This window comes from Corynebacterium marquesiae, assembly GCF_030229635.1.
Taxonomy (GTDB): Bacteria; Actinomycetota; Actinomycetes; order Mycobacteriales; family Mycobacteriaceae; genus Corynebacterium; species Corynebacterium marquesiae.
The window spans coordinates 34071-54020 of sequence record NZ_JASPII010000008.1 but is presented as its reverse complement, the minus strand read 5'-3'; the positions used below and the strand labels follow the sequence as shown (position 1 = coordinate 54020).

Below are 19950 nucleotides of genomic sequence, written 5' to 3'. Positions count from 1 at the left end.
ACAAGCCCTCCTATGCATAGATCGCCGCGCGTCACGGCTGCCGAATAAAATCACTCGATACATTACCGCGAATATCCCGCGCGTGCCCAGATTCTATTTAATTACCTCCACTTGGGTAGATAGTATGGAGGAATAATGTTCAATCTCATGGTAATGCCAGCCTCACCGGCTCTGGCCGTGGAGCTTTCCGCTCATGACGCCGCCTCCCGCGCACTACTTGCTGCTGCCCGTACGCTCGCAGTGGAGGCTGCGGCCGCCGGAATAGCGGAAGTAGATATCGTCGGCAGCCAGGATAAGCGCTGGTATACCGCCCATACCGGTAGCTTACGGGCCTGGGGCGCGGCTACGGACCTAGGCGGCGGCAACTTTCTTCCGGAGATCATGGCCCGGTACGTGCTGCACAGCGTGCCGCAGCTTGAAGCCCGCGCTAGCCGGGAGCACATCGGCCAGCCGGATCCGGCGGCGCTGACCATCGTGGTGGCAGATGGCAGCGCGGGTCTGACCGAGCGCGCCCCCTTGGCGCTGGTTCCCGGTGCCCAGGAAGCGCACGAGTGGTGCGAGGAGGTGCTCATGGGGGCGTCGGCAAGCAAGGCAGGCGAGTGGCTGTCCCAGCGCGGTGTGGTAGAGCCCGCGCTGTGGGAGCAGTTAGCAGGACTACAACCAAAGAAGGCGCAGTTGCTGGCCACCGACGCCACCCTGGGTGTTGGCCGCTACGTTGCAGGGTGGGAGGTCTAATGCGCCCGATTGCAGTGTTTGGACCCACCGCCTCCGGCAAATCTGCGCTGGGGTTGGCGCTGGCGCAGCAGCTGGACGGCGAGGTGGTCAACGTCGATTCCATGCAGCTCTACCGCGGTATGGACATTGGCACCGCCAAGCTCACCCCCGCCGAGCGCGAGGGAATCCCGCACTACCAGCTCGATGTGTGGGACGTGACCGAGACTGCTTCTGTGGCCCGCTACCAGCGCGATGCCATCGCGGACGTGGAAGGCATCATGGCCCGCGGCAAGACGCCAATCCTGGTCGGCGGCTCCATGCTTTATGCCCAAGCGCTTGTCGACGACTGGCAGTTCCCACCCACCGACCCCGCCGTCCGCGCCAAGTATGAGGCCCGGCGCGTAGAAATCGGTACCGATGCCCTGCACGAGGAGCTAGCGCAGGTGGATCCGGCCGCAGCCGCCATCATTGAAGATAAGGACCCACGTCGCACAGTGCGCGCGTTGGAGGTCATCGAACTGACCGGTAAGCCTTATAAGGCTAGCCAACCGCCGAAGGATGCCCCGCCGCGGTGGGGCACCCGTTTGCTCGGCCTGCGCACTACCGCAGATTGGCTTAATCCGCGCATCGAGCTACGCACGCGCCAGATGTTTGAGCGCGGGCTCATCGAGGAAGTCGAGGGCCTCCAATCCCAAGGCTTGGTGGCCGATTCCACGGCCGGGCGCGCTATAGGGTATGCGCAGGTATTCCAAGCCCAGCGCGGCGAGCTTACGTGGAATGAGGCCGTCGAGCGCACAATTACCGGGACACGGCGCTATGTGCGCCGCCAACGTTCCTGGTTCAACCGCGATAAGCGGATCATGTGGCTGGATGCCGCGGGCGATACGACCGCCCAGGCGCTGCGCGCGCTAGGGTAGGGAGCATGAAATTTGCCAAGGGTCATGGAACTGAGAACGACTTTGTCATCGTCGAGGACCACGCGGCCGCCACGCCGCTTTCCCCCGAGCGCGTAGCGGCGCTGTGTGATCGCCGCGCCGGTATCGGCGGCGATGGTGTGCTGCGCGTCGTGCGCGCCGAGGCCTTGCTCGCGGCCGGGGAAATCGAGTCGCTGCCCGAGGGCATCGCGTCCAGTGACTGGTTCATGGATTACCGCAACGCCGACGGTTCCGTGGCCGAAATGTGCGGCAATGGCACCCGCGTTTTCGCCCACTGGCTGCGCTCGCGCGGCCTGGTGGAAGAAGACGAGTTCACCATCGGTACCCGCGCCGGCGCCAAGCGCGTGACGGTGCACTCGTGCGATGAGCATGCGGCTGAGGTCACCGTGGAAATGGGGCCGGCCGAAGTAACGGGTGTATCTACCGCGTCTATGGGCGGGGAGAGCTACGCCGGTCTAGGCATTGACATGGGCAACCCCCACCTCGCGGCCGTGGTGCCGGGGCTGGACGCCGAGGGCCTTGCAGCCAAGACCTTCGAGCAGCCCGTCATTGATGATTCTTTCTTCCCCGCCGGCGTGAATGTTGAGGTCGTGACCCCGCTGCGCGATGGCCACGTGCATATGCGCGTCTTTGAGCGCGGGGTAGGAGAGACCCGCTCCTGCGGCACCGGCACCGTGGCGGCCGCGACCGCCGCGCTTGCCGACGCCGCCGTTGACCACACCACCACCCCTCACGGCACCGTGCACGTACACGTCCCCGGCGGGGAAGTGACGGTGGACATCTACGAGGGTGGCTCGCGCCTGACCGGCCCGTCCGCCATCGTTGCCACCGGCGAGACCTCCCTTTAGACTGCGTCGGGCCCGACGCGCGCGGTGAGTGCTTAGGCGCTGCGCCCTTCGCCTTCCTCTTTCTCGAATGCTTGCTCTTCGAGGGCTTGGCGGCGCAGGGCGCGATTTTTTACTTCGTTCTTTTCATACTTCGGCCCGAGCGCAAAAGCGGCGCGGCGGGCCGATAGCCATGCTTCCTTGAGCTCGCGAGCCCGTCCATCGGTCACCTTCAGCAAGGACTCCAGCTCGTTGGTGCTGACCTCTTCCGCGTTGACGCGCAGGTTCAACCGGCGCAGGAACCGTCGGGCGCCCGAAGTTTCATAGTGGAAGGCTTCGATGGTGGGGTCGGAGCAATCCAGATCTAAAAGCGCCGGCCGGTAGAGCGTGCGGTCCGCGATCTTCTCGGCCGCCTCGGAGGACCGGAAGTCTTCGTACTCCGCCAAGATGTCCTCAATATCTTCGGCAGAGAGCCGAATAGAGCTGCGCAGCGCCGCCTGCTCCGAGGCATCCGGCCGTGCGTGGAGCATAAGCAGTGCCGCCGCGATAAGTAGTGCCGCGATGAAAACCCCGGGAAGTTTTAGGGTTGCCACAACCGCCACTGATCCGACCAGGATCAGCGTGAGAACCAGCACCCGCCGGATTCTCGCATTTTCCGGAAAAGGCATCCACACAGCTATTCCACCAGGCCTTTGCGTCAGTTCTTAGTGGCCGCCGCAGCCGCAGCCACCAGAGCCACAACCGCAGCCAGCGCCGTCGCCGCAGCCACCGCTGGGCATTTCAATAGAAGCCGTCAGCAAGGCGGTGCCGGCCACGATAGAGTCCTTGGCCGGTAGCTCGTCGCCCCCCGCAGGTAGGCAGAGATCAAAGGGGAAAAGGCCATCCATGACGAGGTGGGCGAATTTCTCGCCGGTTAGCTCATTGGTACGCCACTCGGATTCCATGACGCGGGCCGCAAAGGTAGCGGCTGGGGTAGGAACCTCCGCGCCAGAGCCGGAGGAGATAACCTTCGCTCCCGCGGACTCAAAGAGCGCCGGGAATTCGCCCTCGGCCGCCTCATAGGCAGCGGCGGACTCGTAGGTGCGGACATCAAGGCCCATGGCGGTGAGGGAGATTTGCTGCCATTGCTGCAAGGGTTCGTCGGCAAGCAAAGGCCCCTGCGCCAAGTTCGCGGTGGCCTGGGCGATGGTGGTGCCGAAAGGATCGATAATCTCCAGCAGGGCGAGGACATCGTTGACCATCTCCACGTGGGCGAACCCCTGCGTAACGGCATTGAAGCCAATGAAAGTAGCAAAAGGTTCCACCGCGAGGATATTGAGCTGCGCGCCCGATGGATCGGTGAACTGAATCAGCTGACCACCGCGTACCTCGCCGGTAACGGCTAAGCGATCGCTAGCGATAGCGGCCTCGACGGCATCCTGCCATCGTTCGAAATTGAGGCCAATGGCCTGCATCTCGGTATTCTGCTTAGCCCCAGTGTCCTTAACGTTCATGCCCGCCATTGTATCGCCTTGCGCAGCCAGCTAAGAATCCGCAATTCCCGCTTTCGGCCGCAACATGCCAAAATGAAAGGTAGTATGACCGAATTTTCCCAGCACAATAACGACGATCTCCTTGCCCGCGCGTTCCGCGATAATGACGCCCCGGCCGTACCAGAGGCGACGCCCACCACCGGTGACCTTGACCTGGCAGAGCGCAACGCCTTCCGCCGCGTTACCCGTGAGACCACCATCCGCGCCGAGGACACCACCGATGGCTATGAGGTGGAGTACCGTAAGCTGCGCCTCGAGCGCGTCATCTTGGTTGGCGTGTGGACCGAAGGCACCGTGGCCGAAGTCGAAGCCACCATGGACGAGCTCGCGGCGCTGACCGAGACCGCCGGCGCCGAAGTAGTAGAGATGATCTACCAAAAACGTGATAAGCCTGATCCCGGCACCTTCATTGGCTCCGGCAAGGTCAAGGAATTGCACGACATCGTCGAGGCCACCGGCGCCGATACCGTGGTATGCGATGGCGAGCTCAACCCCGGCCAGCTCACCGCTCTCGAACGCGCGCTTAACACCAAGGTCATTGACCGCACGATGCTCATCCTTGACATCTTTGCCCAGCACGCCAAGTCCAAAGAAGGCAAGGCACAGGTCTCCTTGGCGCAGCTGGAATACCTCTACACCCATACCCGTGGTTGGGGCGGCAATCTTTCGCGCCAGGCGGGCGGCCGCGCCGGCTCCAACGGCGGTGTGGGCCTGCGTGGTCCCGGTGAGACCAAGATCGAGACGGATCGCCGTCGCATCCGCACGGAGATGGCTCGGTTGCGCAGGGAGCTGCGCGCTATGAAGACCGCCCGTGAGGTCAAGCGTTCCAAGCGCCAGCGCTCAACCATCGCGCAGATAGCCATTGCCGGTTATACCAATGCTGGAAAGTCCTCGCTCATCAACGCCATGACCGGCGCCGGCGTGCTGGTGGAGGACGCACTTTTTGCCACCTTGGATCCCACCACCCGCCGTGCCACGCTTGCCGACGGCCGCCAAGTCGTCTTCACCGACACCGTCGGGTTTGTCCGCCACCTGCCCACGCAGCTGGTCGAGGCCTTCAAATCCACCCTAGAAGAGGTACTGGCCGCCGATATTATGCTGCACGTGGTCGATGGCTCTGACCCATTCCCGCTCAAGCAGATTGAGGCGGTCAACCAGGTCATCTATGACATTGTGTCCGAAACCGGCGAGCAGGCCCCGCCCGAGATCATCGTGATCAATAAGATCGACCAGGCCGACCCGCTGGTGCTCGCCGAGCTGCGTCACGTACTCGACCACGAGGACGTCGTTTACGTATCCGCGCGAACGGGCGAGGGAATCGACGAGCTTACCGCGCGCGTAGAGCTCTTTCTCAACGCCCGCGATAGCCACGTCAAGCTGCAGGTTCCCTTTACCCGCGGCGATGTGGTGGCCCGCGTCCACGCCGAGGGTACGGTGCGCCACGAGGAGTACACGGCTGATGGCACGCTTGTCGACGTCCGCCTTCCCGCACCCACCGCCCGCGAACTCGCCGAATTCATCGTGGAGGAAGTTTCCTAAAACCAGCCCGGGTGATCCATAATTAAGGCTCGTGAGCTTAAAAGGTTGGACCGTCCACGGAGACGGTAAAAGGATTGCACCGGGCGCGGTCGTAGCGCCGGAAGAACGACTCAGCTGGGGCCGAACCATCGGCATCGGAATGCAGCACGTGGTGGCCATGTTCGGCGCTACGCTTTTGGTTCCCACCTTGACCGGATTCCCCGTCAATACGACGCTGCTCTTTTCCGGTCTCGGCACAATTTTATTTCTGCTTATCACGCGCAACCGGTTGCCGTCCTACCTCGGCTCCTCGTTCGCGTTCATCGCACCGCTTTCGGCGTCGCAGCAGTACGGCATCGCCGCGCAAGCGGGCTCCATTTTGGTCACCGGCCTCGTCTTGGCCGCGGTGGGTGTGGCAGTCAAAATCGCCGGCCGCCGCGTCTTGGACGCCGTCATGCCGCCGGCCGTGACCGGTGCGATTGTGGCCCTCATCGGGCTCAACCTGGCGCCGAATGCGGCCGAGAACTTCGCCTCCCAGCCGCTCGTGGCCGCCGTGACGCTACTCGTCATCCTGCTGGCCACCGTCGCCGGCCGCGGCATGGTCTCGCGCCTGTCCATCCTGCTCGGCGTGGTCGTCGGCTGGGTCTTCGCGGCGCTGACCGGCAACCTCGGTGATGACGCCGTGGCGGCCATCGATGCCGCCCCGTGGGTGGGCCTGCCGGAATTCCACGCGCCTTCTTTCAACGTTTCCGCCATTGCCGTGGCGCTTCCCGTGCTGGTAGTTCTCATCGCGGAAAACGTCGGCCACGTCAAGGCCGTCTCCGAGATGACAAAGCGCGATCTCGATGACCTGGCCGGTGACGCCCTGATTGCCGATGGCCTCGCGTCCACCCTTGCCGGCGGCTTCGGTGGCTCCGGTACCACGACCTACGCCGAAAATATCGGCGTGATGGCCGCAACGCGTGTTTATTCCACCGCCGCCTACTGGGTAGCAGCCTTTACCGCTATCCTTTTGGCCTTCGTGCCGAAGTTTGGTGCGCTGATCTTTACCATCCCCACCGGCGTTCTCGGCGGCGCTTGCATCGTGCTGTATGGACTCATCGGCATGCTGGGTGTGCGCATCTGGATGGATAATAAGGTTAATTTCAATAACCCGGTCAACCTGACTGCGGCCGCGGTGGCGCTGATCGCGGGCATCGGCAACCTGACCCTCACCGTAGGTGGGGTCTCCCTCGAGGGCATTGCGTGGGGCTCGGTTGGCATCATCGTGGCCTATCCGATTATGAAAAAGCTCTACGATTCCGTCGGCGAGGGACACGGCGCCAAGTACTAATTTTCAACCTGTGAATAACTGCCCATCGCGCGCCCGCGGCGGGCAGTTTTGTTGACGGGCCAACGCGGGTTATCCACAGCGGGCCGATATGCGGCTCGCACGGGCCTGCGGGTGCTGTTTAACTCAACGGCATGACCGCATTAGACGCATACTTAAACGCTGTGGGCGCCGGCATGGACATTATCGCCGCCGTTCAGGGGCTCAGCGATCGTGAGCTGATCGCGCGAGGCGCCTCAGATATAGCCGCGCGCGACCTGCTGCGTTTATGCGATACCTACTTCGGCCGGTGCGGCTTTGCCGCCAAACAGCGAGCGGCGCGGCAGACTTGGCATTCCCTTGACGTGCTACTGCTGATTGAAAAATACGCCCTGCGCTTGCCGACGCAGCGCGATGCCTGGACCCTACGCACCGAACTGTGTGCCTTTCGCGGCAGCGCCACCGCCCTGGAAAAGCGTGCCCGCGCTTTGGTACGCGAACTGCGACCGCGCCGCGCGCCCGAAAAGGGAGTACGAATTACCCGCCGCTCCGGCGGCCCGTGGTCATTGACCATTACCGGGGATTCGGCCGATGTGGCGGATATGCACGCTGCATTGGATGCCAATAAGCCGCTGGAATCTGCCAAAGACCTCTTCTTTGGCAAGGCGGATGCGTCGCGCACAACGGTGACGACGCAGGTGGTTCTCACCCTCGACGAGCTCGATCGCGTAGTAGACGGAGGCGGAGAGGAAATCACCCTCCAACTCACCAATGGCGCTCGAATCACCGGAGCCGAGCTTGTCGCGCGGACACTGAGCGACCACGGCTATGTCACGCTCGTCCATCCCCATGAGGGGCCGGTTAACCTCTACCGGACCTCGCGCGTAGCCAACGATAAGCAGCGGATCATGGCGGCTGCGGTCAACCCGGTATGCCCGTGGGAGAGCTGTAACTATCCTGCCGACAAGTGCCAGATTCATCACCTCAAAGCCTGGAAGCATGGTGGCGAGACCAACGCTGCGAACCTCATGGGTGAATTGGTGTAAAACTACAGATATGACCACAAAGACCACCACCACAACGCTGCCCGCCGGTATCTACGTGCGCATTTCCCTAGACAAGCACGACGGCGCCGGTGTTGAGCGCCAAGAAGAAATGTGCCGTAAATTGGCCGCCGAGCACGGCCTTGAGGTCTCCCGCGTATATTCCGATAACTCAATTTCGGCCTACTCAGGGAAAGACCGCCCCGGCTTCATTAACCTTTTAGCCGACGTTAAAGCACGCAAGATAGGCGCGGTGCTATCGTTCGCACCCGACCGGATTAGCCGCAATGTGGGTGAGTACGAACTATTCAAGGCCACGCTTAAGAACACGCATTGCCGCCTTATCTACGTCAATGGCGGCGAGCAAGCCCTAGACGACCCCAACGCCGACCTTATTAGCACCATGTTGTCGGGTGTGAGCCAGTGGGAAAGTGCGATTAAGTCCACCCGTGTAGCCGCGGCCTTTGCACAGCACCGCAGCCGTGGGGACTATCCCACCAAGCCCAACCGGCTGTTTGGATACACCCGCAGCGGTGAGCCTCACCCCACCGAGGCGGCCCTTGTACGTGACGCGGCAACCCGTATCTTGGCAGGGGAGTCACTACGTCGCATTGCCCGTGAATGGGAGGACAAGGGCGTTACCACAACCAGCGGCGGGCGCCCCAATGCACAGAACTTACGTAAGAGCTTGCTAACGCCAACAATGGGTGGGTTCACGCATTACGGGTTAAAGAAAAAGGATTACACCGCCGCCGAGTGGGAGAAGTTGAGCGCGTGGGACAAGCTCGGAATCATTGGCCGCGGCAATTGGGAGCCGGTGCTCGACCCCGAGGTATGGCAGGCGTTGTGGGCACATCTGACCAACCCGGCTCGCACGACCAACCGTGTAGGCAACGCCCCGCAACACTTGCTTAGCGGAATTGCGCTGTGTGGCAAGTGTGGCGCGCCCATGTCCTGCCGTAAAAAGTGGTACAAGAAAAAAGGCGAGGGACAGCCCAAGCGTGTCTATTGGTGCAAGGGACGCGGTGGCGGGCACCCAACCCGTATAGCCGAGCCGCTGGAGCGCTATATTACCGACCTTGTCCTTGCCCGGCTTTATCAAGCAGACATTATCGGGGACTTAGCCGCCGGTGTGGATACGGACCGCCGCGCCGAGCTGACAGCAACACGCGATATGGTGCGCGGGCGTATGGCCGACCTTGAGCAACAGGCCACACTAGGAAATGTAAGCATGGACCAGTTTGGCCGTATGAACAAAGCGTTAACAGACCAGCTCGAGGCTATCGACGCCGAGCTTGTAGAGCTGGCAGGCGCGGGCGGTGTCTTATCCGAGGTGGCCGGGGTGACAGACGTTCGCGCGTGGTGGGCAACAGCCACGCTCGAGCTAAAGCGCGAACTTATCCGGGCGCTAATGACTATCACCATAGAGCACACCGGCGGCCCGCAATCTAAGTTCAACCCCGAATACGTCACCGTAGATTGGAAGGTGTAGCCATGGCCTCTCGCGTACTGAAAATTAAATGTAAGTGTCGGCCTACGCCACAGGGGGCGCCGCGGCCGGTATCCAACCTCATGTGGCTTAAGCAATCTGCCCACGCTAACCACTACATGGCACCGGCTTTTGACCGGCAGGTGCGTAACGCTGTGGTGACCGATCACGGGCACCAGCCCAATGAGCCTGTAGGGGAGAACGTCTACACCTTGGAATGTACCAAGTGTCGCCGCGTGCATACGGTGAAGTTTGCACAGCTCGTTGAGTGGTGGGGCGATTATCTCAATGGGGGCACCCCCTCGGTTGAACTATGAAATTCTATAGTTTATAATTGGGGCATAACTTTATCGGCGTGGTTACCAAACGAGCCTCTACCAGCGTCAATGCTAGGTAAACGGTATTCACCACATTAAGCCGCGGGGAGCCTCCATACCCTGCCTAAACGGTGGCCTTATAACCTCTCTCCCGAGAGAGGTGTGAAAGGTATGCCGAAATGGCCCCCAAAGAATCACCAACCGTATATCGCCTAAACGGGCGCCTAAACGCGCAAAGGCGCTGGCACCCGGGTGCTGATACCACCGAGCTGGAACAAGACCTAGCCGCGTTCCGAATCAGTGAGTACGCCCGCAAAATCATGGCCGAGGCGCCTGCCCTCACCCAAGCTCACATTGACGATGTAACCGCCATTTTGTCCAAGGCGGGTGCATAGCCGTGGCTGAACCTAATTTCTTTCAGGGCATGAGTGCCGAAGTTCAAATTTACAATCTAATTGACTTCATGGACGTTGTGAGCGGCGACCGCAATGACGACAACCGCGGCGACAATATCGTGCTTGAGATTGTCAACGCCATGCAGCGCCTAAGCTGCCCGCTTATCTACGTGGGAGAGCGCGACATTTTCCCGGCCATGGTTCACCACCTCGTTGTGGTCACCGACCCGGCCTACCGTGAGCAGTGGGTTACCCGTGTGCACATTGAGGCCGCCCACGGCGACGACGATATGGCGCGCAAGTTCCGTATCACCCTTAAATCTGGCAGCGGTGACGACGTGAACGAAAATACCCGGTATTTCAATTCTGTGTATGACTTCATGCCGGTGTTGTTGGCAATTGCGCTTATCGCCAAGGAACGCCCCGGCCGCCCGGTGGAGTGGTCCGAGATTGAAACCATGCTGTCGTTTGCCGGTAGCAAAGACTTTGTAAAGCCATGGACACCAAGGGTTAACGGCCCGGCAAAGGAGGTTTGGCAGTGACCACACCCGCAATGACGCCTACGCAGCGTGCCGAGTATATCCGCCTTTCTTTCGCCACGATGGACACCCTCAAGGCTGCCCACGAGGCACGCCGCGCGCCTGCCTTAAGCCCCGAGCGCCTAGACCGCTTGACCTCCATCTACCGGGCCAATAAGGCGGTGGTGTAGATGGAACCAATATGTCTGCACCCCGGCACCGTCGTGGGCGTATGGGAGCAAACCGGCGCGGGGTGGGTATTGGGAGACTTATTCACCATTGCCACCCCTCCGAGAATCTATTACACGGTTCCCGAACCGCCGCCCCACATGACGTTCTTAGCCGACCGCCCGCAAACCCTCGAAGAGCGCCGCCAACTACGCCGCCGCCTTGGCAACCGCGGTGAACCAAAAGGTGAAGTACTCCCCAACAATCTAAGGCAGCGGCCCAAGCCTGCCCCCTCTAATCAAAAGTGGGTGGAAGTAGGCCTTGTCCTGCCTTGGTATCACGGCAAGAAATCGCGCATGGAAAAGACCCCCGCCGAAAGGACTCACAGCGAGGGCCACCATGCCACCACCAACAACAAAGAAAGTGACAGTTACTATGGTAACCCATAATTTTGAGTCCACACAGTCCGCACAGCGTGGTTTGAGCCTAGCTGAATGGGAACAACGCACCCCATGGGAAACGGTACTGGCAGGCGCCGACCTGCCCGAGGGCGCCCGTTTCAACCGCTGTGACGACCCCGACGCCAAGTTTGAGGACACCGAGCGGTGGACAGACGCCCTCTATGAGGACGACGACGCGATTGAACTCATTGCCCACGAGGCCCACCTTGAGCTTGCTGACGCTGACAGTGAGCCGCCATTGTGGTGGCCTAGGGAATCTACCAAGCCGGTGGACAAGCTCACAGCCTATGCCGGTATGCGTGAAATCAGTAGGGCCGAGGCGGCGCGCGCAATTGGGCTTGACGAATTAAGCGTTATTGAGTCTATGGAGTGGATATTTTCCTACCCCGGTCTAGACAAGGTTGCCAAGGCAGCCAAGGCCCGCGGCGTGAACCCGTGGGGCGTGCTTGGCGCTGTCATGGCGTGGGTGGCCGTCGACATTCCGCCCGAGGTCACCACGCTTAGCGAACAAAAGGGTAAAGGCACATTCAACCTTTTCGTGGCGCTGTGTGGCGAGCCGGGCGCTGGCAAGGGGCGCACCATGGAACTTGGCGGCGATATGGTTCGCCGTGAGATACGAGGCAATTTTGTCACCGCTGGATACAATAAGCCGACGCGCGCTCCGGTTGGTTCGCCCGAGGGCATGATTAGCGCGCTAAGGCCACGTACCGCAGCCGAGGACGAGGACGAGGACAACCAGCCCCCAGAGCTTGCCCGCGTTATTTTCGAGGTTGCCGAAATTAACCGTCTTTATGGTGAGCGGCGCACCCAAGAAAGCACTCAAGAGGGCACCTTGCTGTCGATGTGGTCTAACGAGAACGTGGGAGTGTTGCGCAAAAAGGAACAGGACACGCTCGCCGTCGACGCGTGGTCGTATCGTGTCTGTTTCCTTGTCGGTGCACAGGCCAAGTGGGTGCACCGCCTAGCAGGGGAGACCTCGGCCGGTCTTGCACAGCGGTGGCTGTATCTGCCCGCCGCCACTACGCACGTTGAGCGCCCACAGCTAGGCAGGAAAAGGAATGCCGTCGAGGTGGAAATTCCCACAATCGACATTCCGGCCGAGGTATGGAATGCCACCAAGCCTGTTGTTATCGACAATTACGTCCAATATGCCTTGGAGCTACAGGCCTATTTTCTACGAAAGGCCGACGCTGAAAAGCGCCCTGTGGACCCGTTCAACGTGCACCGCGCCTACAACCAAGCTCGAGTTGCCGCCGCGCTTGCTGTCATTACCCGCGGCCGGTTGGAAGTCTCCCCCGAGGCGTGGCACCTTGCCGGGGTGGTTATGGACGTCTCCGACCTCACGCGCGCTCGCATTGTGCGTGAGTATGAGCACCATGAGCGCCGTGACCGAGTTGAGGCCGCCGCTGACAAGGTTGGTGTCCATGACGAGGCCGTTGTTAAGGCAGCCGAGACAAAGATTGTTAAGGTGCTCAAGGATAACGGCGGGACCATGCCGGGCGGCAAGTTACGCAATACCTTGAGTAAACCACAGCGTGAGGTTAGCGAGCAGGCCGTTAACAACCTGAAACAGTCCGGTGTTATCAGTGTTGAGGAAATAGAGGCCAAGGGAAACCGGGCGGCGTGGTATCTGTTCAAGCTCAACAAAGCAGGGTAGGCACTTAAATGGGTAGGGTAGGCTCCTATGCGAGCCTACCCTGTTTGTGCAGGTAGGGCTATATTTTTGGGGTAGGGTAGGCAGGGTAGGCAGGGTAGGCTGTGTATAGCTCCCCACAGCTACGGCACTTCTACTATAGAGACCTTATAATTAATAATAATATATTATAAATATACATATAGTACTGGAAGGCTGTGGGGTGGGTTGGATACCTAAAGCGGTGCCTACCCTGCCTACCCTACCCAACCTCACTTGACCTGCATGTTTAGGAGCCTACCCTAAGTGCCTACCCTGCCTTGTAGCTGCCTACCCTTACAACATAACCGCAGGTCGGCAATAAACCAGCGGTGTGAAGTGAACGAAAAGACCTCAAGCAAACAATCATGTTTGCCTATCAATAACGAGCTTTGGCGACAATCGGCAAGGCTGTGGACAGCTCATTGCTTCCGCTGTGTGGACATGCCTCGCGCCACGGCCGCGCGTAGTGAGCAACGCCAATGAAAGATGGAAATGAATAATTGGAAACCTCGCGTATAATTTCCATTGGCCTAGTCTCCGGCCCCTTGCCGGGGTGGGGGTGACTCCCCTCCGCCTCGGCCTCTCTATCCTCCCGGTATATGGACTTTTGTACCGCGTAACCCAAATGCTCGGAACCGATACACAATAAACCCCCTCATGCCGTGAATAAACCATGCATAAAATGGCTGTAGAGCACCAACGCGAAAGGAATAACAGCCGTGACTAGCCCACAGACACCCCGCAAAAAGCGCGATAAGACCAACGCCCCTTATGCCTTTTCCCACTCATGGCGCAAAAAGGTCACCATGTGGCGGCGCAAACTTGAGCGCGACCCAGCTTTGGCTGTGTGCTGGTTGTGCGGTGGCGCTATCGATATGAACTTGCCGCCAAAGCACGGCCGGGCGTTCACCCTCGACCACCTTGTTCCCCTTAGCCAAGGCGGTGACCTCATGGGAGAGGTAAAACCCGCGCACCGCTCGTGCAACTCCGCTCGTGGTGATGGGCGCCGTTCCCGCCGCGGGCCTAATCCACCTACTTTGTTGGACTGGTAAACCACGCCGAGGGCCAAACAGCGCGAAATCAACGCCTCACGCGGCCATGGACGGCCTTTCACGCCTCGGCGGTATAACTTTACCCGGCCACGCCCCTACAGGGCGCGAGAGAGGCACACAGGCCCGTTTGACCAAATCGCACGCACCGACGCCGAGGGCAATACCTATTGGACGCCGCCGCGCCCGGCCGCCTAGTACCCCCGCAGTGGCAATCTTGGCGGCGCGGCTGTGAAGTACCCCCGTTTGCTACCCCCGGTCGTGCCAGCGACATAAACACAGCCATGTTATTTAACCTTGGACAATGCCGAAAAGGTACCCATTTCCAGCATGAATAGTACCTTTTCTAATTCTTGCCAACGCCGCTAATACGGCTCACAATAAAAGGCAAGGGGCACGCCCCTAATCCCAAACCACATGTGCTTGCACGACCTCCGGTCACTTCTCCCATAGGACTCACTGTCACTATCCACCAACTTGAGTAAAGGACATTGAGCTATGGCTACAGAGCCAATTGCACACTTCTCTAATCGCGTTGCCGCTGTATCGGCCGCGCTAAGCATGACGGGTGCCCGCCCGGCCGCCGCCGAGGCTATGGCACGAGCGGACGAAAAAATTTCCGCCCGCATGGCTGACTTTGACGACCACTACGCCAATAAGGCGAGCGACGACAAGCTAAAGGCCGCGGCCGCCAAGTGGGTGAAGCTCAACAGGGCTAGTTTCAAAGACCTAGACGAGCTCATTCTTTCCCCAACCCCTACCGAAAACACCACTGTTCCTATTTACGTCAATGACGGGTGGGGCGGTAAGTGGGAGTATCACAATGCCTCAACCCCCGAGGCCCGCCGCCTAGCTACAGCGCGCAAGCACGTCTTGAATGGACTTATTGCAAAATATGACAAGCCTGACTATTCCACCGAGGCGCTAATTGAATCGTGCAAGCCTGACGTGCGTGCATGGTTCGACAATCTGGCAACGGAATACACCGAGGCCGTGGCAGCACTAGACGACAACGCTCGTGACCGTGCCCGCCGCGGCAACCACATGACCTCAATTCTTGAGTTGATTGACCTTGCCACTACGCCCGAGGCCACTATCACGGCCTACCGCCGGGCGGTGCGTGCATGGAAGATGATAGACAACAAAGAGGCACATGAATCACTAGCCCGCGCCATGGCTTTCCATGATGTAAGCGACACGCCTGACCCCGAGCGTGACGTGTTCCGCCGCTTGGAAGAAATGACCAGCAACCGGGCGCGCTACCGTGCCCTTATGTTCGACGCCCAAACGTGTGCACTAAGCGCGCTTGGCATGGGAGATATTGAGGCGGTGTGCAAGGGGCTTGGACATATCGCGCCGCTGGCCGACCCGCTTGGCGACGACCTGCCCGAGCTTGAACACCGCATTGACGCTATTAGGGCAGTTGACGCGTGGCTGGATTACCGTGAGCGCACTGTTGGCGACCCCTATCGTGGAAAGGGCTGGCACGAGCCGTATGAGCGGTTCGGCATGGCCACCCCCGAGCAGTCACTAGCGGCGCTCAAGGAATACAACCCGACGGTGTTTGAGTACAAGACCGACAACGCCGACGACTATGACCTTGACGCGGTAGACGACCCCTACGAGAACTAAATGCCATGGACGGCCTCGACCTGAATGTGTGGCCATGCCACCCGCATGGCTCATGGCAGAGGGCCTTAGCTCACAAAGCTATGGGGCTGCCTGTAGACGACGAGGACGCTAAGGTCCTAGCGGCGTGGGATAAAGAGGGAAAGAACGCCCACGTTAAGCAATCGCGTATAAAACAGCACAGGCAATATGTGGCACGTGTGGCAGCCGCGGCCCGTAGTCATATTGGGCCTCGAGAGGTCGTGGGGTGCCGTGAACTATCCCGCCGGGTTGCAGAGGCCCCTGACATGCCCTCCCGAGTTGAAGTGGCGGGCGTGTTGAAGGCGCTCAAACCGGGGCGAAGCTATGGCGGTCTTACCAAGCGCTATATAGACAACCTGAGTGGACACCCCGGCCATTTTTTCGCCCGGCATGAACGTGACTTTGACATCTTCATTGCACGGCGAAAGGCCTACCGGGCTGAAATTGGCAGGCGGGTCTGTGCCCAATACATCAACGCCGGGCAAGAAAGAGAAAGGAAACACAGCTAATGGCCTACAGAGATGAACTAACCGAGATTGGCGCTCGCGTCTATGGGCGCAGCACCAACACCGAGACCGGACAATTGGGCGCTCGTATTTATGGTCGCTGTGACGAAACAGACTCGGCACAACTAGGTGGCCGCGTCTATGGTCACAATGATGAATTGGACGCCCTCGGCCACCGCGTCTACAACCCCACCCACGGGGAGGTTGTGAGCTACCAACAGGACGACCCCGCCGAGGAGGAGGAGGAGTCTCGGCCATGGCGGCTAAATGAGTCACGCCCCGGCCCCGGTGCTCACCACCTCGACGACGCGGGGCAAGAGGACGACCTCGACGCTATCGGCGCCCGTATCGCACGCGGGGGCGGCGGCGTAGAGGGAATTAAGACCGCCGATAACCGAGACACGAACTACTACGTCACAGGCACGTTCGGCCTGCCCGGCTTTGATTACTGATAAAATAAGGGCGTAGTTGGTTAGCCAACTATATTGTCAAGGCCTCACCGCCCCGGTGCTTACCGTACGAGCACCGGGGCAGTGTTCTATGTCTTTTATCTAGTTGGCTGTAGTCGTACGAAATATGTAAATGTTCCTTAGCAGAGCGCTGCAGGTCCTCCGGACAGCCGTTTATAACATATGTAATTTCTTTTGACGGCAAGCCCTTCCCCTCATTAATTTGACGGAACTTCCGAAGGCTGCCTGCCGCTTCATCATTTCTTGCAAGCCATTCTTCTAGGCATTTACACACTTCAGGGTGCGTGACGTCTAGGTTTAGATCCTTTAGATAGTCTTCGTACCGCTTAAAAAGTTGCCGGTATTTTTCCAGGTCCTCCGGACCAGATGCTCTCGTTGCCTCGGCTTCACGCATCTTTCTGATGCACTCGGACACAGCCCGGCGTTGGCTCGCGTAATCCTCACGTCGCACTTGTTCCAACCGTTCCCGGTCACGTCGTTTATTGTTATAAACCACGCTACCAATGGAAACAATAGGGGAAATGATGGCGCTCAAAATCGGAATAACAATGTCCCAAGGAATGTTCATAGAGCAAGCATAGAGGCGTTAGCCCCTACCCGCGTACCGGCGGCGACCGTTCAACGCCTTAAATCGCATTTCCCACCTGCATGTTTGCACCCTTTGGCGGTGGGGCCGGGCAGGGCAGGTGCTACCCCCTAAAGGGTTAACACTAATTCACCAATTAGCAACCTTGCGACATGCTGTCCATATCACAACGGCGTCAATGATGATGACCCCAACGCCCCGCCGCGACGAGGCCGGCTAGCCCGGGTGCGTGGGCAGGTGACGTGGGTGCCACCGTGGGGATAGGTGGCGTCGGCAAGCGAAAGGCTCCCCACCGCAAGGGTGGGGAGCCTAGAGCCGAACCGTTTTAGGACTTAGGAAGCGTCCAAGTCCTTCTCGATAAGAGCAGCAATCTTTTCCACTGCTTCTTCGTTTTCGGAGGTGACGGTAACCTCATCGCCCTGTTCTGCACCAAGAGCCATAATCATCAGGGAAGAGGCCGCATCGGTCTCATCCTCATCATCGTCGCCGACCAGGTTGAGGAAGATATCCTCATCGAACTCGCCGGCAGCGTCCGCGATAATAGATGCAGGACGTGCGTGCAGGCCTACAGAGGAGCCAACCTTTACAGTCTTGGAAGCCATGGAAAATATCCTTTCTTACGGGGATTTTTACAATCCAGTGTACGAGTGTTTGGTTTATGCTGCCACGTTCTGGGCGGCTTCTTCGACGGCCTTGTTAGGCCAGAACTGCTTCATCGCCAGCACCGCCGCAGTGGAGACAACCACGCCGGCTGCAATGGCCACGAGGTAGCCCCAGAACGGGTCAATGGCGAAGAAGACGAACACGCCGCCGTGCGGGGCACGGGAACCGACCGAAAGAGCCATCGAAATCGCGCCCGTTACCGCGCCGCCGGCCATCATCGAAGGGATGACGCGGAACGGGTCGGCCGCGGCGAACGGGATGGCGCCCTCCGAGACGAAGGACAGACCCAGCAGCCAAGCAGACTTGCCGTTCTCCTGCTCGGCCGGTGTAAACAGCGACTTGCGGATGAACGTGGCTAGCGACAGTGCAATCGGTGCGACCATGCCGGAAGCCATGACGGCGGCCATGATCTGCATGGAGGATTCGTCACCGGTGGAAAGCCCGGCCGTCGCGAAGAGGTAGGCAGCCTTATTGACTGGGCCGCCCAGGTCGAAGCACATCATCAAGCCGAGGATGATGCCAAGGAGCACGGCCGAGGAGCCGGACATGGATGATAACCAATTTTGCAGGCCGTCCATGATGGCTGCCAACGGTGCACCCAGCAGCAGGTACATTGCAAGGCCGACGATTAGCGAGGCAAGCAGAGGGATAATGACGACCGGCATGAGCGAGCCCAGCCAGCGTGGCACTTTCCAATTGCCAATCCACATGGCGATAAAGCCCGCCAGAAGACCAGTTACCAGGCCACCGATGAACCCAGCGCCCAAGGTAACTGCGATCGCGCCGCCCGCGAAGCCCGGGGCGATGCCCGGACGGCCAGCGAGCGCGTAGGCGATATAGCCCGACAGCGCGGCGACAATAAAGCTCATAGCCGCTTGGCCGACGGCGAAGAGAACAGCGCCGAGATAGAGCAAGAACCCGGAGCGCTCGAAGTGCATGAGTTCGCCGTCAACGGTCACGTCATGGCTGGGGAGGTTGCCGAGCGAAAAGTCCGTCGATAGTGCTTGCCAACCATTTGCCATATCGGCACCACCGAAAAGAAAGCCCAGGGCGAGCAGCAGACCACCGGCCGCGGCGAACGGGACCATATAAGACACGCCGGTCATAATGGCTTGCTGGATGCGCTTGCCCCAACCGAGGGACTTGCCTTCTTCTTCCGCATCGGCACGGGTAGCGGTGCCGGAGACTTTGTGCGAGTGGGGGTTGTGCGCGGCAGCGACGGCCTCATCGAGCATGGTGCCGGGCTCATTGATGGCGCGCTTGACGCCGGATTCGATTACCGGCTTGCCAGAGAAGCGCTCGCGATCGCGCACGCCGACCTCCGTGGCAAAGATAACTGCATCGGCCGCGTCGATGGTGGCTTGAGAGACAGACTCATTATTTGACGAGCCTTGGGTCTCTACGGTCAGCGAGACGTCGTCACGCTCGGCTGCGGTCTGGGTCAGCGCGTCGGCGGCCATGTAGGTGTGGGCGATGCCGGTGGGGCAGGCGGTGATGGCCACGATGCGGGTGACATCGGCCGAAGATTCTGCGTTAGTAGGGGTTGCGGCCGAGGGCGCGGCGGCGGAGGAGCCGGCGCCACTGGCACCGGCACCGGCGCCGGTTGCGGCAGTGCGGGCAGTAGCGCCCTGGGCGGTCGGTTCTTCGGCTGGCTTCTTCTTCGGCTTTTCGGCATTTACTACGTCCAGCACAAGCCGAACGATTTCTTCCTTGGTGGGTGCGTTGCGAAGTGCCTCGAGGAAATCCTTGCGTACTAGGGCGCGGGCCAACTTGGACAAAATCTTCAGGTGGGCCTTGCCGCCACCGGCCGGAGCGGCGATGAGGAAGACGAGCTGAGCGTCGCCGTCGGGGCCGGAGAAATCCACGCCGCGGCTCAGACGAGCGAATGCGAGGGTAGGTTCGGTCACGGCCTCGGAGCGGCAGTGTGGAATGGCGACTCCGCCAGGGACGCCGGTTCCGGCCTTGGCCTCGCGGTCGATGGCGGGCTGTGCCAAACCGGCGATGTCGGCGGCTCGGCCGGTGTCATGGACCAGCGTGGCCAGGTTGGTGATGACGGAGTCAACGCTGTCGCCGAAGTCGGCGTCGAGCGCGACTAGGTCGGTAGTGATGAGGTCGGAAGCCATGTTTA

General features: G+C 60.1%; 21 protein-coding genes and 1 pseudogene. 17 read left to right on the top strand and 5 right to left on the bottom strand.

Annotated elements, in window-relative coordinates:
* Positions 1–135: 135 nt before the first annotated feature.
* The 3 genes from QP971_RS06785 to dapF are packed head-to-tail and all read left to right on the top strand — an operon-like array spanning position 136 to position 2497.
* Positions 136–735, top strand: coding sequence for a hypothetical protein (locus QP971_RS06785; protein WP_284811164.1), 600 nt, complete (start codon positions 136–138; stop codon positions 733–735).
* The gene (gene miaA / locus QP971_RS06780; RefSeq protein ID WP_284811163.1) at positions 735–1631 is read left to right on the top strand and encodes a tRNA (adenosine(37)-N6)-dimethylallyltransferase MiaA; all 897 of its coding nucleotides are present in this window, start codon (positions 735–737) and stop codon (positions 1629–1631) included. The genes QP971_RS06785 and miaA overlap by 1 nt, the downstream gene beginning before the upstream one ends.
* A 5-nt stretch (positions 1632–1636) precedes the next feature.
* Positions 1637–2497 carry a diaminopimelate epimerase gene (dapF, locus tag QP971_RS06775; protein ID WP_284811162.1) on the top strand — a complete coding sequence of 287 codons (861 nt, stop codon included), beginning with the start codon at positions 1637–1639 and terminating at the stop codon, positions 2495–2497.
* Positions 2498–2529: 32 nt separating this feature from the next.
* Here dapF and QP971_RS06770 read toward each other — a convergent pair whose 3' ends face one another.
* Both QP971_RS06770 and QP971_RS06765 read right to left on the bottom strand, forming a co-directional pair.
* Positions 2530–3141 (bottom strand): hypothetical protein, encoded by a 612-nt coding sequence (locus QP971_RS06770; protein ID WP_431831077.1) that lies wholly within the window; start codon positions 3139–3141, stop codon positions 2530–2532.
* 36 nt (positions 3142–3177) lie between these two features.
* A complete protein-coding gene (locus QP971_RS06765) occupies positions 3178–3975 on the bottom strand; it encodes a hypothetical protein (RefSeq protein ID WP_284811160.1) in 798 nt (265 codons plus the stop codon).
* A 75-nt stretch (positions 3976–4050) separates the two neighbouring features.
* On the opposite strand from QP971_RS06765, the gene hflX reads away from it, so the two are divergent.
* From hflX to QP971_RS06700, 13 genes are all read left to right on the top strand, one after another.
* Positions 4051–5544: a GTPase HflX gene (gene hflX, locus QP971_RS06760; RefSeq protein ID WP_284811159.1), complete on the top strand. Its 1494-nt coding sequence runs from the start codon at positions 4051–4053 to the stop codon at positions 5542–5544.
* Positions 5545–5575: 31 nt separating this feature from the next.
* Positions 5576–6856 (top strand): uracil-xanthine permease family protein, encoded by a 1281-nt coding sequence (locus tag QP971_RS06755; protein WP_040425259.1) that lies wholly within the window; start codon positions 5576–5578, stop codon positions 6854–6856.
* Between the two features lie 131 nt (positions 6857–6987).
* The gene (locus tag QP971_RS06750) at positions 6988–7878 is read left to right on the top strand and encodes an HNH endonuclease signature motif containing protein (protein WP_284811158.1); all 891 of its coding nucleotides are present in this window, start codon (positions 6988–6990) and stop codon (positions 7876–7878) included.
* Between the two features lie 10 nt (positions 7879–7888).
* Entirely contained in the window at positions 7889–9367 is a 1479-nt protein-coding gene (locus tag QP971_RS06745) for a recombinase family protein (RefSeq protein ID WP_284811157.1), read from the top strand.
* A 2-nt stretch (positions 9368–9369) separates the two neighbouring features.
* The gene (locus QP971_RS06740; RefSeq protein WP_284811156.1) at positions 9370–9681 is read left to right on the top strand and encodes a hypothetical protein; all 312 of its coding nucleotides are present in this window, start codon (positions 9370–9372) and stop codon (positions 9679–9681) included.
* Positions 9682–9860: 179 nt separating this feature from the next.
* Positions 9861–10076 carry a hypothetical protein gene (locus tag QP971_RS06735; RefSeq protein WP_284811155.1) on the top strand — a complete coding sequence of 72 codons (216 nt, stop codon included), beginning with the start codon at positions 9861–9863 and terminating at the stop codon, positions 10074–10076.
* A 68-nt stretch (positions 10077–10144) separates the two neighbouring features.
* On the top strand, positions 10145–10618 hold the full coding sequence (locus QP971_RS06730; RefSeq protein ID WP_284811154.1) for a hypothetical protein: 474 nt from the start codon (positions 10145–10147) through the stop codon (positions 10616–10618).
* Entirely contained in the window at positions 10615–10785 is a 171-nt protein-coding gene (locus QP971_RS06725) for a hypothetical protein (RefSeq protein ID WP_284811153.1), read from the top strand. Before QP971_RS06730 ends, QP971_RS06725 begins: the two co-directional genes overlap by 4 nt.
* 412 nt (positions 10786–11197) lie before the next feature.
* A complete protein-coding gene (locus tag QP971_RS06720; protein WP_284811152.1) occupies positions 11198–12880 on the top strand; it encodes a hypothetical protein in 1683 nt (560 codons plus the stop codon).
* Between the two features lie 737 nt (positions 12881–13617).
* A complete protein-coding gene (locus QP971_RS06715) occupies positions 13618–13950 on the top strand; it encodes an HNH endonuclease (protein ID WP_284811151.1) in 333 nt (110 codons plus the stop codon).
* Positions 13951–14445: 495 nt separating this feature from the next.
* Complete coding sequence (locus QP971_RS06710; RefSeq protein WP_284811150.1) at positions 14446–15579, top strand: hypothetical protein; 1134 nt, start codon at positions 14446–14448, stop codon at positions 15577–15579.
* A gap of 284 nt (positions 15580–15863) precedes the next feature.
* Positions 15864–16106, top strand: coding sequence for a hypothetical protein (locus QP971_RS06705; RefSeq protein WP_284811149.1), 243 nt, complete (start codon positions 15864–15866; stop codon positions 16104–16106).
* A complete protein-coding gene (locus tag QP971_RS06700) occupies positions 16106–16555 on the top strand; it encodes a hypothetical protein (protein ID WP_284811148.1) in 450 nt (149 codons plus the stop codon). Before QP971_RS06705 ends, QP971_RS06700 begins: the two co-directional genes overlap by 1 nt.
* Before the next feature lie 28 nt (positions 16556–16583).
* Here the strand turns inward: QP971_RS06700 and QP971_RS06695 are convergent, their stop codons facing one another.
* Entirely contained in the window at positions 16584–17141 is a 558-nt protein-coding gene (locus QP971_RS06695; protein WP_284811147.1) for a hypothetical protein, read from the bottom strand.
* A gap of 153 nt (positions 17142–17294) precedes the next feature.
* On the opposite strand from QP971_RS06695, the pseudogene QP971_RS06690 reads away from it, so the two are divergent.
* Positions 17295–17423: pseudogene (locus QP971_RS06690) on the top strand (HNH endonuclease signature motif containing protein); the annotation flags it as partial.
* A 68-nt stretch (positions 17424–17491) separates the two neighbouring features.
* Here the strand turns inward: QP971_RS06690 and QP971_RS06685 are convergent.
* Both QP971_RS06685 and QP971_RS06680 read right to left on the bottom strand, forming a co-directional pair.
* Positions 17492–17761 (bottom strand): HPr family phosphocarrier protein, encoded by a 270-nt coding sequence (locus QP971_RS06685; RefSeq protein WP_005325102.1) that lies wholly within the window; start codon positions 17759–17761, stop codon positions 17492–17494.
* Between the two features lie 54 nt (positions 17762–17815).
* Complete coding sequence (locus QP971_RS06680; protein WP_284811146.1) at positions 17816–19945, bottom strand: PTS fructose transporter subunit IIABC; 2130 nt, start codon at positions 19943–19945, stop codon at positions 17816–17818.
* Positions 19946–19950: the final 5 nt, after the last annotated feature.